Source organism: Bradyrhizobium sp. LTSP849 (assembly GCF_000938255.1).
In the GTDB taxonomy this organism is placed as follows: domain Bacteria; phylum Pseudomonadota; class Alphaproteobacteria; order Rhizobiales; family Xanthobacteraceae; genus Bradyrhizobium.
Map to the genome: position 1 here is coordinate 18074 of NZ_JYMR01000010.1, position 16058 is coordinate 34131.

At 63.8% G+C, this 16058-nt stretch carries 17 protein-coding genes and 1 tRNA gene; 9 read left to right on the forward strand and 9 right to left on the reverse strand.

Annotated features, from left to right (window positions below; all coding sequences use genetic code 11):
• Nucleotides 1-107: 107 nt before the first annotated feature.
• The 4 genes from UB31_RS08030 to UB31_RS08040 all read right to left on the reverse strand — a co-directional run bounded on the left by UB31_RS08030 (nucleotide 108) and on the right by UB31_RS08040 (nucleotide 3019).
• Nucleotides 108-1358, reverse strand: coding sequence for a multidrug effflux MFS transporter (locus UB31_RS08030; protein WP_045008818.1), 1251 nt, complete (start codon nucleotides 1356-1358; stop codon nucleotides 108-110).
• Nucleotides 1359-1636: 278 nt separating this feature from the next.
• A complete protein-coding gene (locus UB31_RS42090; RefSeq protein WP_045010491.1) occupies nucleotides 1637-2647 on the reverse strand; it encodes a hypothetical protein in 1011 nt (336 codons plus the stop codon).
• A 95-nt stretch (nucleotides 2648-2742) separates the two neighbouring features.
• A complete protein-coding gene (locus tag UB31_RS42095; protein WP_197087461.1) occupies nucleotides 2743-2973 on the reverse strand; it encodes a hypothetical protein in 231 nt (76 codons plus the stop codon).
• A tRNA-Leu gene (locus UB31_RS08040) sits at nucleotides 2931-3019 on the reverse strand. The genes UB31_RS42095 and UB31_RS08040 overlap by 43 nt, the downstream gene beginning before the upstream one ends.
• Nucleotides 3020-3192: 173 nt before the next feature.
• Here UB31_RS08040 and UB31_RS08045 point away from each other — a divergent pair.
• Complete coding sequence (locus UB31_RS08045) at nucleotides 3193-3618, forward strand: hypothetical protein (RefSeq protein ID WP_045010492.1); 426 nt, start codon at nucleotides 3193-3195, stop codon at nucleotides 3616-3618.
• A gap of 10 nt (nucleotides 3619-3628) precedes the next feature.
• Here the strand turns inward: UB31_RS08045 and UB31_RS08050 are convergent, their stop codons facing one another.
• Both UB31_RS08050 and UB31_RS08055 read right to left on the reverse strand, forming a co-directional pair.
• Nucleotides 3629-4831, reverse strand: a complete 1203-nt coding sequence (locus tag UB31_RS08050) for an FAD-dependent monooxygenase (RefSeq protein ID WP_045010493.1) — start codon at nucleotides 4829-4831, stop codon at nucleotides 3629-3631.
• Between the two features lie 19 nt (nucleotides 4832-4850).
• Nucleotides 4851-5096 carry a zinc-finger domain-containing protein gene (locus UB31_RS08055; RefSeq protein WP_007602543.1) on the reverse strand — a complete coding sequence of 82 codons (246 nt, stop codon included), beginning with the start codon at nucleotides 5094-5096 and terminating at the stop codon, nucleotides 4851-4853.
• A 319-nt stretch (nucleotides 5097-5415) separates the two neighbouring features.
• Between UB31_RS08055 and UB31_RS08060 the strand changes: the two genes are divergently transcribed.
• Both UB31_RS08060 and UB31_RS08065 read left to right on the forward strand, forming a co-directional pair.
• Entirely contained in the window at nucleotides 5416-6552 is a 1137-nt protein-coding gene (locus UB31_RS08060) for a hypothetical protein (protein WP_045010494.1), read from the forward strand.
• Nucleotides 6553-6586: 34 nt separating this feature from the next.
• The gene (locus tag UB31_RS08065; RefSeq protein ID WP_045008386.1) at nucleotides 6587-7342 is read left to right on the forward strand and encodes an alpha/beta fold hydrolase; all 756 of its coding nucleotides are present in this window, start codon (nucleotides 6587-6589) and stop codon (nucleotides 7340-7342) included.
• Here UB31_RS08065 and UB31_RS08070 read toward each other — a convergent pair.
• Complete coding sequence (locus tag UB31_RS08070) at nucleotides 7328-8704, reverse strand: hypothetical protein (RefSeq protein ID WP_045010575.1); 1377 nt, start codon at nucleotides 8702-8704, stop codon at nucleotides 7328-7330. The genes UB31_RS08065 and UB31_RS08070 overlap by 15 nt on opposite strands.
• 277 nt (nucleotides 8705-8981) lie before the next feature.
• On the opposite strand from UB31_RS08070, the gene cysE reads away from it, so the two are divergent.
• Together cysE and UB31_RS08080 are read left to right on the forward strand one after the other, a co-directional pair.
• Complete coding sequence (cysE, locus tag UB31_RS08075; RefSeq protein ID WP_045008385.1) at nucleotides 8982-9806, forward strand: serine O-acetyltransferase; 825 nt, start codon at nucleotides 8982-8984, stop codon at nucleotides 9804-9806.
• A 123-nt stretch (nucleotides 9807-9929) separates the two neighbouring features.
• The gene (locus UB31_RS08080; protein WP_007602550.1) at nucleotides 9930-10148 is read left to right on the forward strand and encodes a DUF3126 family protein; all 219 of its coding nucleotides are present in this window, start codon (nucleotides 9930-9932) and stop codon (nucleotides 10146-10148) included.
• A 48-nt stretch (nucleotides 10149-10196) separates the two neighbouring features.
• On the opposite strand, the gene UB31_RS08085 is transcribed toward UB31_RS08080, so the two are convergent.
• Complete coding sequence (locus UB31_RS08085) at nucleotides 10197-10601, reverse strand: PaaI family thioesterase (protein ID WP_197090784.1); 405 nt, start codon at nucleotides 10599-10601, stop codon at nucleotides 10197-10199.
• Between the two features lie 99 nt (nucleotides 10602-10700).
• A complete protein-coding gene (locus UB31_RS08090; protein WP_045010495.1) occupies nucleotides 10701-11609 on the reverse strand; it encodes a LysR family transcriptional regulator in 909 nt (302 codons plus the stop codon).
• A 196-nt stretch (nucleotides 11610-11805) separates the two neighbouring features.
• Here UB31_RS08090 and UB31_RS08095 point away from each other — a divergent pair, with 196 nt between their 5' ends.
• Genes UB31_RS08095 through UB31_RS08110 form a run of 4 tightly spaced genes read left to right on the forward strand, consistent with a single transcriptional unit; the run spans nucleotide 11806 to nucleotide 16001 of the window.
• Nucleotides 11806-12834: a transporter substrate-binding domain-containing protein gene (locus UB31_RS08095; protein ID WP_045010496.1), complete on the forward strand. Its 1029-nt coding sequence runs from the start codon at nucleotides 11806-11808 to the stop codon at nucleotides 12832-12834.
• Nucleotides 12835-12886: 52 nt separating this feature from the next.
• On the forward strand, nucleotides 12887-14080 hold the full coding sequence (locus UB31_RS08100) for an ABC transporter permease subunit (RefSeq protein ID WP_050044731.1): 1194 nt from the start codon (nucleotides 12887-12889) through the stop codon (nucleotides 14078-14080).
• Nucleotides 14077-15210: an amino acid ABC transporter permease gene (locus UB31_RS08105; RefSeq protein WP_045010497.1), complete on the forward strand. Its 1134-nt coding sequence runs from the start codon at nucleotides 14077-14079 to the stop codon at nucleotides 15208-15210. The genes UB31_RS08100 and UB31_RS08105 overlap by 4 nt, the downstream gene beginning before the upstream one ends.
• Complete coding sequence (locus tag UB31_RS08110; RefSeq protein ID WP_045010498.1) at nucleotides 15207-16001, forward strand: amino acid ABC transporter ATP-binding protein; 795 nt, start codon at nucleotides 15207-15209, stop codon at nucleotides 15999-16001. The genes UB31_RS08105 and UB31_RS08110 overlap by 4 nt, the downstream gene beginning before the upstream one ends.
• The last annotated feature ends 57 nt before the right edge of the window (nucleotides 16002-16058 follow it).

Sequence of the window (16058 nt, forward strand, 5' to 3'; positions counted from 1 at the left end):
CTGCGCCTCAGTTAGTTCCGACGCGTGATCGGTTTCGTTGCGTTTCGGTTCCATTGAGGCGGCCTTTCGATTGCTGCATGACAACATCGAAAGGCCCGCGAAGTTCCTCAGGCGATAGGGCGATGGTGCGGCTTGAACAGCCGACCTTTCTCCACCACCAGCACGATCGCGAGCGCTGCAAGCGTCGACAGGAAGAAGCCGACCGAGAACGGCATCAGTGTGCCGTCGAAGCTCTGGCCAATGGCCGTGCCGACCGCAATGCCGATCAGCGTCGTGATCGAGCCGTAGAGCGAGGAGGCGGTGCCGGCGATGTGGCCCTGCGGCTCCATCGCGAGCGCGGTGAAATTGGCGACCATCATGCCGAACGAGAACATCATCAGGGCCGATAGCACCATGAACAAGGCAAGTGGGAGTATGCCGAGGCTTTCGGTCAGCAGCATCACGCCTGCCACAGCTGTATAAAGCGTCAGCGCGCCGTGCGAGATCACGCGCATGCCGAGGGTCCCGACAAATCTGGCGTTGAGGAAGCCGGCAATGGCGGTGCCGGCCGCGATCGCGGCAAAGGCGAGCGGGAAATAGTGGCCGAGGTGATAGATGCCGGTGAAGACCTGCTGCGCAGAGAACACGTAGGCGAACAGCGCGCCCATGACGCTGCCGGCGGCCGTTGCGTAGCCGATGGTCTGGCGATTGGTGACGGTCTGGCGGAAGGCTGCGAGCACGTCTGCAGGTGCAAGCGACCTGCGCTCTGTCTCAGGCAGTGTCTCCGGCAACCGCCACACGCTCCATGCCAGCGCGAGCAGGCCGTAGAGCATCAGCACGACGAAGATGCCGCGCCATTGCGTGACCAACAGTACAGCCTGTCCGAACGACGGCGCGATCACGGGCACTGCGATGAACACCATCATCGCGAGCGACATCACGCTCGCCATGCGGCGGCCGGCATAGCAGTCGCGCACGATCGAGGTCGCGATCACGCGCGTCGCCGAGGTGCCAAGTCCCTGAAGCGCGCGCGCAAGCAGCAGCGTCTCGAACGAAGGTGCGGCAACTGCCAGCACGCTCGCCACCGCATAGACCGCCATGCCGCCGAGCAGCACCGGCCGTCGCCCGAACCGGTCTGACAACGGACCCATGACGAACTGGCCTGCGCCGAAGCCGATCAGGAAGGTCGACAGCACGAGCTGGAGATGGTTGGCGTTCGGAATGTTGAAGGCCGCCCCGATATTGGGCAGCGCCGGCAGCATCATGTCCATCGCAAGCGGATTCAGGGCCATGATGGATGCGATTACGATGACGAATTCGGGAAAACCCATCGGGCGGTGTCCCGAGGACACCCAATCGTCGGCATTGACGTCGGACAAGAAGCTCACCTCTGAAATTCAGAAGCTTTATCTAATGCCCATGCTGCATCGCACAACCCATGTTTTGGGATGGCTGGCAGGCGAGCCGGGGGAAGACAGCGTATGCAGAGCTCTGACGCGGCGGGTCTGGCATGGGCGGGAAACCAGCTGTTCACCATAAGATCGTCGCCCGGCGGGCGCGGTCCATCGGGGAGATGAATCCGCAACTGATCCTGTCCACTGTGGCCTGATTGGACGCCGGGTCGGGCGCCGAGGAAACTTGAGACGCGGGCAGGGTATCAGAAGTGTCGGACGTCACCGGTACAGCACGATGGTTGGGGCCGTCGGCCGACATGGCTGGGAGGCGGAACGTCTGGCTTGCCTGCCTGATCGCGCTGGTGGCGCTGTTGGTGTTCGCCAATCTCGCCAACGATTCCGCGCTGGATGTGAATTATGGCTGGGATGTTCGCGTCAATTGCGCGGCAGTCGATGCGCATGTCGATGGGCTCGATCCCTACTTCGTCAAGAATCTGAAGGGCACCAAACTTTCCTATCCCTATCTGCCGGCGACGCTGGATGGCTTCCGTCCTCTGTGCGCTGGCGGCTTTCTCGTCGGTCATCACAGAGGCGTCTTTCTTGTCCTCGCCGTGCTCTGCGGTCTGCTCTTGCCCGGTCTTGGCCGGCGACGCAGTTTGCGTGACGTCGGGCTCAGAGTGCTCTGCGCGCTTGGCGCGTTCGTCGGCTTCGAATGGGTTTTGGCCTCGGGGAATTTTGCGATCCTGGGCGGCTTCCTGACCGCCGCCGCACTTGCGCTTCTGCTTCGCCCCGCGGAGCCTGCGCAGCGCGATCGACATGATGTGCCTCGTGTTGCGGGTGCGGCGCTGCTCGGTCTTGTGATGTCGTTCAAGCTGGTGTTCTGCCCGGTGCTGGCCGCGCTTTATTTCCTGCCGCTGCCGCGCCGGCGCAAACTCGTCCTGATCATGGTGGCGAGCCTCAGCTTCGCGCTTCCGATCCTGGTTTCGGTCGTCTTCTATCCAGATCTGTTCTCCAGCTGGTTGCTCGCGATCAGGGGAGGGATCCCCGATCAGCATTCTGTGCAGATCGAGGAAACCAATCCGTCGCTGCTGCTGCTCGCGCAAAGCATCGTGGATCGTGTTGGACTCGTCGACAGCAAGCCGCTCGTGTTCGCGATCTACGCGTTGACAGCGGTCGTGCTCGTGCTCGCGCCGCTCGGCTGGTCGCTGCTGCGCGCGATCCGCAACAATGCGGGATCGTTGCCGGCGCGCCTTGATCGCTGGCTGATCGACCATCCGCAGGCAGCGATGCGCGTCACGGTGCTTGCGATGTACGGACTTTATCTCTGCTCGCCGCGCCTCAAGGAATATGCCTTCTTCGAACTGGCAGTCTACGCCGCCGTCCTCATCGTCGATCTTCCGGCCGCGGCCCTTGCTGCAGTGTTGACCATCGGCGTCGGCGTCCCGACGCTCGTCTCGCTCACGGGGATGATGATCGAGGGCAGCTTTGTCCAGATCGCGGTCGCACTCGTCTGCTTCTGGATCATGCTGCGTGCACAGTTCTCGCCGTCAGCTCTGATGGTGCGGGCAGCCGGGGTCGAACCGGCACAGCGCTTGCGCACCGAGGGATTTTAAGTCCCTTGCGTCTACCAATTCCGCCATGCCCGCTTGATCCAACGAGATCAAACACTTAAGTCCTGTCCGGCCGTTTGGAATTGGCGCGTTCGCGGGCCTGACAGGTGGTTCTTCCTTAAGCGAGCCGGCCGCACAAGGCAAAGCCTCAATCCGGACATCTGGCCCTGCTTTAGGCATTCTCAATCCACGGGGACTATTCATCCGGCATGACTGCTTCGATTTCCTCTTCCCTGCGCGCGTGTTGCGCGGCCGCCGCGCTGCTCGCGGCCGGCCTCGCCCTGTCTGGCTGCGCCGGCATGAGCGAGACGGTCGCTCCGGCCTTTGCCGATCCCGCCAAATACGAACTGTATGACTGCAAGCAGCTCGAGGCCGAGCGCAAGGCGATCGCCGCCCGCACCGCGGACTTGCAGAAGTTGATGGACAAGGCGGAAACCGGGACCGGCGGCGCTGTCGTGTCCGAGCTCGCCTACCGCAACGACTACGTTTCGGTGCGTGGGCAGGCGCAGTTGGCCGAAGACGCCTGGCGCCGCAACAAGTGCCGGGACACGCCGCCTGGTGCGGCGCCGGCGGCCTCAGCTCCGCAGCGGCCGGACATCAAGCCAGCCCCGAAACCCGGTAGCGCCGCTCGCTGAGCGGCCTGCCTCAGGGACGCCAGCCGTAGATCCAGTCCTGCCGTGCCAGCATGCGTTCCGGCCCGAGCGCGCGGATCGCAAGATCGCGCGCGAGCGCGAGCGCGCCGCCGAGATGATAGATGCGGCCCTGCTGCCGCGCGGTCCGCTGCACCCGCCTGACACGGGCCTGACGCGCCCGGCCATATTGTTTCAGCGCCGCGGTGATGTCGGTCGTGCTCTCGGCGGTCTCGACGTTCAAATGCTGTGCGAGCACGGCGGCATCCTCGATCGCCATGCCGGCCCCCTGCGCCGCGAACGGCAGCATCGCGTGCACGGCGTCGCCGAGCAGCGCGACCGGGCCTTTGCTCCAGGGGCAGCCCTCGGGCACGCCGAACAGCGCCCATTTGCGCCAGGAGTCCACGGTCGCCAGCATCATCCGCGCCGTCGGCGGCCAGCGCGGCGCGGCGAAGGCGTCCATCACCTCGAAGGGATCGCCCGGCGTGCTCCAGCCCGGTCTGTTCCAGGTGCCCGGCAGCACCGCCACGACGTTGATCTGGCGTCCGCCCGCGATCGGGTAGGCAACGAGATGGGCGTTTTGGCCCATCCAGAGCTGCACCCGCCGTGCGGTGTAGTCCTTCGGCAGTTGCGTGGCATCGAGCGTGCCGCGCCAGGCGATCAGCCCGGAGAAGCGCGGCTGCACCTCGGGAAACAGATGCTGGCGCACCGTCGACCAGATGCCGTCGGCGCCGATCAGCGCACTCGCCAGATCGCTGCGGCGGATGGTGCCGCTGCGATGGACGACCGTCAGCCCCTTGGCGTGGGGCGCGACATCTTCAAAAGTCGCGCCGAGTTTCAACTCGACATCGGGATGATCGGCGACCGCGCCGGCGAGCGCGGCTTGCAGGTCGGCACGATGCACCACCCAATAGGGGGCGCCGGCGCGGTTGGCGGCGGCTTCACCGAGCGGCATGCGGAGCAATTCGCCGCCGGCGCGCGCGCTCATGATCGAGACCGCTTCCGGGACGACGGCGCGCAGCTTGAGCCGCTCGGTCAGGCCGAGCTCGACCAGCACGCGGCTGGCATTGGGGGAGAGTTGCAGGCCGGCGCCGATGTCCTCGAGCCGCTCGGCCTTTTCCAGCACGACGATGCGAAAGCCGCGGGCGGCCAGCGCGAGCGCAGCCGCCAGTCCTCCGATTCCGGCACCGGCGATGACAATCGTTCGGGAGAGCGCCACCCCTGACCGTGAGGGGCGGTCAGGCCACCTTGTCCTTCAGCACGCATTCTGGCGGACGGGCTTCGCCGGCCTTCAGGTCGGCAGCGAAGCGGTACAGCGTCGAGCAGTACGGGCAGATGATCTCGTTGTCGTTGCCGAGGTCGAGGAAGACGTGCGGATGGTCGAACGGAGGGTTGGCGCCCACGCACATGAACTCTTGCGAGCCGATCTCGATGACGGGAACACCGGCATCGTTATGGAAGTGCGGGACGACATGGTCGGACATCGTAACTCATCCTGGAGTGGCAATGGCGGCAGACACAATCAAATACTGACGCGGCATCTTTAAGGCGCCGCGGACCATACTGGTGGGTGCAGATGATTGCTAGTCCAGCGGAACCGAAAGGTTCGCAATTGCCCCATGCTCATTTGCTCATGCAAATTCGACACAATCTTGCGGCCTGAGAGAAGCCCTTCTTTCGTCGGGGACGTTGTGTCGCAATTTTGGCATACTATGTCTGAGGACGCGTGCAATTGCGGCAAAAGGCGAATTATCAGGCGCAACTGATCTTAGGAATGATCTTGGGACCGTCCAGGCTCTTGGCATGAAGTGGCTACGAATCAGCACAGCGTTGACGGGGATTGCGGCATGCAGCTTCATGCTCGCGCAGGTAGCGCCGCAGGCTCGCGAGGCCGGCGCGATCTTCGCCGCCCAGGACGACCCGGCCGCGCTCTCCGAGCTCAAGCTCGATGCAGTGCTGCGGCAGAACGACCATCTGGTTCAGGACAACATCGAGGCAGCGCTTAGCGCAGGCGACGCCGATCTCGCCGGCAGTTTTGTTGCGCTCGCGCGCGACCGCAACATCGCGCTTCCCGACGACCTCCTGAACCGCGTGGGCGATGCGGTCAGGGAGGAGGGCTCCAGCTCGCACTTCGCAAAGCGCTTCGCCACCGGGCTCGTCACCGGCAACGCCGATGATGTCGCGAGCCTGTCGGGGACGGTGGCCGGCGATCTCTTCGTGATCGGTGACGTCAGGGACGTCGTACGCGAGGGCAAGCATCTCGCCATGGGCGAGGACACCGATCGCCTGGTGCTGGGGCTTGCGGCCGCGGGTCTCGCCGTGACAGCTGCGACCTATGTGTCCGTTGGCGGTGCCGCGCCGGTGCGCGCCGGGCTGACGCTGGTGAAGGATGCGCGCAAGGTCGGGCGGCTCGGCGAAGGGCTTGCCGCATGGGCCGGTAGGTCCGCCCGCGAGGTGGTCGACACGCCAATGCTCCAGAACGCGGTTGCCTCGGGCTCTGTGTTACGCCCGGGCGAGACCGTCAGCGCGATCAAGGCCGCGTTCCGCGTCGAGAAGGCCGGTGCGCTGGTCCGTCTCGGCAAGGACGTCACGCGCGTCGCCGAGAAGACCGGCACGCGCGGCGCCATGGACAGCTTGCGCATCGCCGAGGGCCCGAAGGATGTCGCGCGTGCGGCGCGGCTTGCGGAAGCGCAGGGTAGCAAGACCCGTGCGATCATGAAGCTTCTGGGCCGCGGTGCGCTGCTGCTCGTCGGCGGCGCGTTCGATCTCGCGCTCTGGCTGTTCGGCGCGGCGTTGACGCTGTTCGGTCTCCTGTCCTCGATCAAGGCGATGACGGAACGTCTCACCCAGGCTTGGTGCGATCGCAAACGTGCGCGCCGGCTCCGCCGGGCGCAGATCGCCGCTGAAGCCGCTCTGGCAAGCCCAGCCATCCCGGCCTAAGATTACCTTTCCCCTCAACACTGCGGAATATCTGATGCCGAGCTTTCACAACGGCGCCGTTGAAATTGCCTATCTCGACGAAGGCGAGGGCGATCCGATCATCCTGGTGCACGGCTTTGCCTCCAGCAAGAACGTGAACTGGGTCTATCCAACCTGGGTCTCGGAGCTGCGCAAGAACGGCCGCCGCGTGATCGCGCTGGACAATCGCGGCCATGGCGAGAGCGCAAAGCTGTATGAGCCCGCGCAATATTCGATTCCCACCATGGCCGGCGACGTGCTCGCGCTGATGGATCATCTCGCGATCCCGCAGGCGGACATCATGGGCTATTCGATGGGCGGGCGGATGACCGCCTGGCTCGGCCTCAACGAGCCGCAGCGCCTGCGCTCGGCGATCCTCGGCGGCATCGGCATCGGCGGCCTGATCGAGGGCACCGGTCCCGGCGAGAACGTGGCGAAGGCGCTGGAGGCGCCCTCGCTCGACGACGTCACCGATCCCGTCGGGCGCACCTTCCGTGCGTTCGCCGATCAGACCCGCTCCGATCGCAAGGCGCTCGCCGCCTGCCTGCGCGGCACGCGCGAGCTGATGACAAAGGACGAAGCGGCGCGCATCGACGTGCCCGTGCTGATCGCGGTCGGCAGCACCGATGACGTTGCGGGCTCGGCCAGCGCGCTCGGCGCGATCATCCCCGGCTCGGAAGTGCTCGATATTCCGGGCCGCGACCACATGCGCGCGGTCGGCGACAAGGTCTACAAGACCGGCGTGCTCGATTTCCTGTCACGCCGGGGCTGAGGTTTCGTCTGCAGACCCGTCGTCGCCGAACGCACGCGCGAGCGCCATCAGCACCACGAAGGTCGCAACCCACACCATCCGCGCGCCGTAGCGGTCGTGCGGACCGGAGATGACGGCGCAGATGAAGGCGTTGCCGAGCAGCGCCAGCGTGACGGTCGCCGCCAGCAGTATCAGGTCGTCCAGCCTGCGGCTCGCCAGCGAATGCGCGAGCAGCGCGACCAGCGCCAGCATCGAGACGAGCGCGACGGGAACGTGCAGCAAGTTGACGTACTCGAAATCAACACCCCATTGCTGCTGGCGCGCCGCGCGCATCGGCGCCACCTGCTCCGGGATGTACTGCTCGATGATGCCGTAGGTGTGGGGAATCCAGCCGCTGGTGCCTTCGCCGGTGGCGACATGCAGCAATTGCTGCCCCATCGCCCTCAGGGCCGCGCCGGCCTGCCAGGCCGGATAGTCCGCGAGCGAATGCACGACGATGTAGCTCATCTCGTCATTGAGCCCATCGAACCGGCCGAGCGTGTTGAACATGCTCGTGCCCCACAGGAACTCGTCGGCGGTCGCCGGCAATTGGTTGCGATAGGGACACAGCTTGAAGTTCTCGCTTGGGCAGCGATCGCTAAGGTAGCGCGCGACGATGCCGTCCTGCATCATGCGGCCGAAGGCGACGCCGTAGCCGCCGGGTGTCCAGGCCCATTTGCCCGACAGCGCATGGTTCGCCGATACCAGCATCAGGCCGCCAACAACGATGGTCAGGCTTGCCTGCGTCAATCCGGCGATTGGCAGGCGGGCCCTGAGAAACGGCCGCATCATCCAGCCGACGGCGCAGAGCCCGAGCAGCACGCCGAGCGTGGCACTGTGGGTTGCGGCGGCAAAGGCAGTGAAGACGAACAGCGCGACCTTTTCGATCGCCGAGATCCGGCTTCCGCCGACGACCAGGAGAAACAGCGACAGCACCGACAGTCCCGCAAAGATGTCGGTGAGCAGCATGCTGGCGAGCCAGGGCAGCGCCGTCGACAGGATCAGCAAGAGACTGATCGCCACGAAGCGGAACGTCTGCATCAGCCCGAGCACGCGCAAAGTGAGCTGCAACAGCCACAGCGTTGCGAGTGACTGGATCGCGAGGTTGATCCAAAAGCCGTAGCTTTCGCCATAGTGCAGATAGAGGCCGAACACGGTGGAGCGGCTTGGCACGAGATAGCCCTCGTACCAGCGCGCCAGATAGCCGCCGGTATCCCATTGGAGCAGGGGATAGCCGTTCCAGAACGCCGGCGCGATCATCAGGAGGGGGAGGGCCACCGCGGCGAGCCGCAGCCAGAACGAGCCCGCGCCGCGCGCGCGCAATTGATCGGTGGTGATGCTCAAATCTGCTCCGTCGTCGCTCACGACCATGCCCGCAATAACCGTTGAGACGAAATTCACCAATAGTTTGACGCCGCCCGGCTTGAATTTGGCAAAACCCTGACCATTTTGAGCCGACCTTGCCGCTTGGGGGCGTCAGAAGAAGCTGTTGTGTTTCAAAGCGTTGGCGTGCTTTCGCGGGGCAACACGCTGTTCACTCTCAGGCAAGCCCGTCGGGACTTTGTCGCCTAGACTGTGTTATAGAGCCAGCCAAACGAGCCAATTCGAAAGAGCAGATCCCATGGCAGTGCATCAGGTCAATCCGGGAGGAAAGCTCGCATCGCTCGATCCGATCTGGGACCGGATCCGGGGCGAAGCGGAGGACATCGTCCATCGCGAGCCGGAGCTTGCGACCTTCATCTATTCGACGGTGCTGCATCACAGCCGCCTGGAAGATTCGGTGATCCATCGTGTCGCCGACCGGCTCGATCATGCCGCGCTATCGGGCGATCTCGTACGCCAGACCTTTGACGAGGCGCTGCGCGATGATCCCGATCTCGGCAATGCCTTCCGCGCCGATCTCGTCGCCGTCTACGACCGCGATCCGGCGACCTCGCGCTTCATCGATCCCTTGCTCTACTTCAAGGGCTTTCACGCGATCCAGACTCATCGGCTCGCGCACTGGCTCTATCTGAAGGGCCGCAAGGATTTTGCGTATTATCTCCAGAGCCGCGCCTCTGCGGTGTTCCAGACCGACATCAATCCCGCCGCGCGGATCGGCCGCGGTATCTTCCTCGACCACGCCACCGGCTTCGTCTGCGGCGAGACGGCGGTGATCGAGGACGACGTCTCGATCCTGCATGGCGTCACGCTCGGCGGCACCGGCAAGGAGAACGAGGACCGTCATCCCAAGATCCGCCACGGCGTCCTGATCGGTGCCGGTGCAAAAATCCTCGGCAACATCGAGATCGGCCATTGCGCGCGCATCGCCGCCGGCTCGGTCGTGGTGAAGCCGGTACCGCATAACGTCACCGTCGCAGGCGTGCCCGCCAAGATCGTCGGCGAGGCCGGCTGCGCCGAGCCGTCGCGCACCATGGATCAGATGATCAACGCCATGGGACTTTAGATTGCGAGGAGGGCTGGATTTTCCGGCCCGTTTCGTCCCCAAATTCTTTGGCAATTCATGCTGGCGGTTCGTCGCGTCTCGTCCTAAAACCCCGCCAACCCAGATTTCGATTGGAGACTTGCCGTGGACGTCAAGGAAGTAAGGAAGCTCGACGCGTATCTGAAGCGCGTATTCGGCAATCCCAAGATCCGCGTCGTGCCGCGGCCGAAGAAGGATGATTCCGCCGAGGTCTATATCGGCGAGGAGTTCATCGGCGTGCTCTTCGTCGACGACGAGGACGATGATCGTTCGTTCCAGTTCCAGATGGCGATCCTCGAAGACGATCTCGTCGATCAGGAGTAGTTCGGCGATCGTGCCGCTCGATGGGGCCGCGGGCGCGACCCCATCGCTCTATTTCTTTGCAAGAATGCGCAGCCGCGCCGTTGCGTCGGCGACCGTGATGCCCTCCGCATCGATCAGTTCGGCTTGCACGACCATGTCGCGCTCCGTCCGTTCGGTCACCCTCGCCCGTGCCTGGATTTCTCCAACCGCCGCAGGTTTCAGGAAGCGCGTGTCGAGGCTCCTTGTAACCACGGTCAGGTCAGGCGAGAGGTCCGCGAGCGCGCAAATCCCGGTGGCGGAGTCCAGCATCGCGGCAAGGAATCCGCCCTGGATCGTCCCGTGCCTGTTGGTGAACGCGGGCTGAGCCTGGAAGCGGATCAGGGCATGCCCGCTCTCGTCAAAGCCGATCCATTCGCGTCCCAGGAGTTGGGCGCCAGGTGGCAGGTTTGCCGCCGCATCGGTCACGTCGATCACCGCGCTTGATATGCCGGTGACGAGCCTATCAGCCGGTCAATGCCGTGCAAGCGGGCTGCGCGTCACCCTCGCGGCCCGCGCAGATGCACCGTCAGCGCGTCACCGCAGACCAGTCGTAGACGTCACCACGGCTTGAAGCTCGTTGACGAATTCAGCGATCGCCGGATTGCGTCTTTCACCGGTGCGAAAGGCTACGAATATCCGCCGTGTGATGATCGGCCGGATCTCCTTGAGACGTAAGGTGCCGATATGGTCGCGCCCGCGTAGGCCGGGGTTAATCGAAACCGAGCAGCCCGCCTCGACCATCGCCCGGACCACCTCAAAACTGTGGCAGCGGGCATTGATGATAGGATCGAATCCGGCATCGCGACACGCGCCGACGATCACGTCGGAATAGGTGGCCGACGTCGTATCGAGGACCCATCGCTCTGTTGCCAACTCCGGCAAAGTGAGATGAGGCCGCTCGGCCAGCGGATGGTCGCGCGGCAGCAGAACATGGAGGTGGTCGTCGAGAAGGTGCAGCATCTCGACCTGCGTCTCCGAGAGGCCGGCCGAAGTGGTCAGGTCGTCGACAATCGCGACGTCCGTCTGCCAGGCTCGCAGGGCGGCCAGGCTGTCGTCAGGCTCCAGCTCCTCGAATATTGTCGCCAGATCGGGGAAGCGAGCCGACATCGCCCGGATCGTCGGCGGGATGAGAGATGCGGCGACAGAAGGAAATGCCGCGACGCGCAGCTCGCCAGCGACGGTCTTCTTGAGCTCCGCGAGATCGGTCTTTGCTTCCTCCAGGATGCCGATGACCCGCCCCGCGTGGTCGGCGAGTCGCTGTCCCGCCGGCGTGAGCCGTACACCGCGGCCCCTGCGTTCCACCAATTCAGTCCCCGTTTCGTCCTCAAGCTGCGCGATCTGCTGCGAAACGGCTGATGGAGAGATCAGCAAGGCTTCGGCCACTGCTGCCATTGTTTTTCGCAGCGAAAGCTCACGAAGCGTGCGGAGTCGGGCGAAATCCATTCGTTAGCTCCAACAAGTGCCCAGAACACAATCATGCATATTCTCTAATGTATATCGCGAAATTAATTAAGTAGACCAGAATTGTTTTGCGGCTGTAGCCTCATTCCCCAGAGCAGTTCGGGTGTTCACAAGAGGAGCACATCCCAAGTCCCGGCTGACACGCGTTGGACGACAACAGGCAAAGAGGGGTTCTCAGATGGCTCGTTCCAAATTCCTGGTCGCTGCGCTCGCCGCAGCATCGCTGTGGGCGAGCGGTGCATCCGCCTCCGTCCTCGACAACGTCAAGCAGCGCGGCATCCTGAACTGCGGCACCGACAACACGGCCCCTGGCTTCGGTTACCTCAACACCAAGACCGGCAAGATCGAAGGATTAGATGCCGATTTCTGCCGCGCGATGGCCGCTGCCGTTCTCGGCCATGCCAGCAAGGTCAACTTCGTCATCGTCACCGACAAGAGTCGCTTTAACGCCTTGCAGACCGGACAGGCCGATGTCGTCTTTGCGCACACGACCATCAAGCCCGTGCGCGAATCCGCCATCGGCATCGATTTCCTGCCGATCAATTTCTACGACGGCACCGGCATGATGGTGAAGTCGGCATCCGGCGTGAAATCCGTTGCGGAGCTGGACGGCGCGACGATCTGCACGACGCAGGGCTCCGGCACCGAAGCCACGCTCGCCAGCTTCGTCCGCGTGCGCGGTTTCAAGACCACCAAGGTGCTCACTTTCGAGAATCTCGAGAAGCTGTTTGGCGCGCTTCAGGGCGATCGTTGTAACGCGATGTCGACGGACAAATCCGCGCTTGCAGCCTGGCGCGGCAACTCGCCCAAGCCGGACGACTTCACGATCCTGCCCGAGACGCTGAACAAGTCGCCGTTCGCGGGCTTCGTCATCGCCAACGATTCCAGATGGCGCAATCTCCTGCGCTGGGCGACGTTTGCGCTGTTCCAGGCGGAAGAATGGGACATCACGACGGCCAATCTGGCCGACAGGCAGAAGGACGAGACCGCTTTCGTGCAGAAATTCCTCGGCGTGAAGGACGGCTTCGGCAAGGATTTCGGCGTCGCCGACGATTTCGTCGCCAGCATGATCAAGTCGGTCGGAAATTACGGCGAGATCTACGACCGTAACCTTGGACCGAAGACACCCTATTTCATCGATCGTGCCGGCACGCCCAACGCGATGTGGACCAAGGGCGGTGCCGAGTACTCGCCTCCGTGGAACTGAGCCACATGGTCATGGGCGAGCCGACAGGCTCGCCTCGATCTCGGGGGGCGTCGTGACCACGCAGATTGTCGAATATCACAGCATCCCGCCGGCGCGTCGCGGCCTGCTGATCGCGTCCAAATGGCTATTGCAGGCCGCGATCGTCATCGTGGTGGCTGGGCTCGCTATCTGGCTTGGCCTCGCGGTCCGTGAGGCGCTCGCCCGCAAGGGCATCCAGTTCTCGTTCGGCTATCTCGGCAACGTCGCGAATTTCAGTCTCAGTGAAGGCCTCGTGCCTTCACGTGAGGGCAATTGGCTGGTTCTGGAGCTTTTCTCTCCCACGCACACCAATCTGCAGGCGCTGCTGGCGGGCCTTTGGAATTCGCTCAAGGTCGCCCTCTCGGCGATCGTCCTCTGCACATTGTTCGGTACGCTGGTCGGCGTCGGCCGGCTCTCGACGAACTGGCTGGTGCGCAACCTCTGCTTTGGGCTGGTCGAAGCGATACGCAACACACCGCTGCTGATCCAGATCGTGTTCTGGTACTTCGCGGTGGTGCTGCGGTTTCCTCCGGCCAACGTCGCTTCGAATTGGTTCGGCGGCCTTCTCGCCAGTCGTTCGGGTGTGTTCTTTCCTGGCCTTGCGATTTCCGAACGCGCAGGCGTTGCGTCGTGGGGATTGCTCGCCGCGGCCTTCGCTCTGGTTGCCGCCTACGTGGTTCTGCGTGGACTGCGACTTCGGTTGATCCTCCTGGCGGCGGCGATCTCGGCCCTGATTGCAGCCGCCTTCATCGGTTTTCCCCTTGGCCTTGACCTTCCAGTCGCGACTCGGTTCGGCGCGCGCGGAGGCTTTGCCATCTCACCGGAAATGACGGCGCTCCTCCTTGCGATCGTCGTCAACAGCTCCGCCTATGTCGCCGAGATCGTCCGCGGCGCGATCGAGTCCTTGCCGAAGGGACAATGGGAGGCGTCTGCCTCGCTTGGATTGTCGCGTTCCCACACGTTGCGCGACATCATCCTTCCCCAGGTATTTCGGATCGTCCTGCCGTCGCTCGCCAACCGCTACATCAGCTTGACCAAGGATACCTCGCTCGGGATCGCCATCGGCTTTCCGGACCTGTTCAACGTCTACGGTACTGTCTCAAACCAGACCGGGCGGAATCTCGAAGGCGTCGTGATCGTGATGCTGACCTATCTCGCGCTGAGCTGGATCATCAGCGGCTGCGTGAATGGCGTCAACGCGCGCGTCAATGGACGGAGGATGCGATGACCACGGTCGCGCTGCGGTGGGTCCACCGCAATCTCTTCGCCAAGCCGTTCGATGCCGCGCTGTCGCTTGTCGTCATCCCGCTGATGGCCTGGGCGGTCTATGCCTTTGCGTACTGGGTGCTGGTCCAGGCGCATTGGCAAGTCGTTGGCGGCAGCTTCAAGGTACTGATGACCGGCATATATCCGGCCGATCAGTTGTGGCGGGCATGGTTCTCCGTCGCAACGATCTGCGCAATGTTCGGCGCGGGCCTCGGCCTTTCGGTTCGCCCGGGGCGAGCCGCGCTAACGGTCGTCGCATTGGTCGTGACGCTGACTGGTGTCATGGTCGCGGTCGCGATCGACGCGCATTCGGGCATGCTTGCTGCCGGCAGCGCTGCGCTCGGCGTTGCTGCATGGTGCGGTGTCCATCGTTCGGCTCTGGACCAGCGCCTCGCCCTGTCCGGACTTCTCGCGGGCGTGGTCGCAATCTTCGTCGTGCTCTCGCCGCCGGGCTTCGACGTCTGGGGCGGTCTGCTGCTCAGCGTCGTCCTGACGATCGCGGTCTCGATCCTGACCTTGTCCTTCGGAATCCTGCTCGCGCTTGGCCGGCAGAGCCGCATCACCAGCCTGCGCCTGATTTCGACCGCCTATATCGAGACGATGCGGTCGGTGCCGTTGATCCTCGTCGTCTACTGGATCTGGATCATCGTGCCGCTGCTGGCGCCGGATACGTCCGTCCCGGGGCTGTTGCGCGGCATGGCCGGCTTTGCGCTCTTCTTTGCGGCCTATGTCGCGGAATATGTCCGCAGCGGACTTCAGGCCGTGCCCAAGGGGCAGATCGAGGCGGCGCGTTCGCTCGCCATGAGCAGCTGGACGCTCAATGTCGATATCGTCCTGCCGCAGGCGCTGCGGGTTGTCGTTCCTTCGCTGGTCGGACAGATCCTCGACATCTTTAACGGCGCGACGCTGGTCTTCATTATCGGCCTGACCGACTTCCTGCGCGCCGGCCAGATGATTCTCGCCGATCCGCAGAACAGCGGCCGGACCTACGAGATCTACGTCTTCCTTTTCGCCGTCTATCTCGCCATCGGCGGGGTGATCACCTACGCCTCGCGCCGACTCGAAACCCATCTCGCAAGGGGATCGCGATGAACGCCATTCAGGTTCCAGCGGCCACGATTTCGCGCGATGTCATCGTCGGCATCGCTCGCCTCAACAAGTCCTTTGGTACGTTCCATGTCCTGAAAGATATCGATCTCGACGTCGGACGCGGCGAGGTCGTCGTCATCATCGGAGCCAGCGGCTCGGGGAAGTCGACCTTGATCCGCGGTGTCAACGGTCTGGAGATGTACCAGAGCGGGCGCCTGACCGTCGACGGATTCGACATGCCGACGGAGGCTGACCGCGAAATCGGCGGCGAGAGGGAATTGGCCAGGATCCGCAAGGGCGTCGGCATGGTGTTTCAGCAGTTCAATCTCTTTCCGCATATGAGCGCGCTCGACAACGTCGCAATTGCGCCGATCCGTGTTCGCGGCCACACGCCCGACGAAGCGAAGGCGAACGCGTTGCGCCTGCTCGAGAGGGTTGGACTGCGCGACCACGCCCACAAGTTTCCGGATCAGCTTTCTGGCGGTCAACAACAGCGCGTCGCAATTGCTCGGTCGCTGGCGATGGCGCCGCATATCATGCTGTTCGACGAGCCGACCTCGGCCCTCGACCCCGAAATGGTCGGCGAGGTGCTTGACGTCATGCGCGGACTCGCTCGCGAGGGCATGACCATGATGATCGTGACCCACGAGATGGGTTTCGCCCGCGAGGTGGCCGATCGCGTCGTGTACATCGATCACGGACGCATCCTGGAAATCGGCACGCCGGCGGAGATCTTCGACCGGCCGACGCACGAACGAACCCGAACCTTCCTGTCACGCGTGCTTCGGCACTGACGAAACCGTCCTTCGTGCTCGCGGAACGAGCGCATTTCCGACCACATAGAAGAGGAT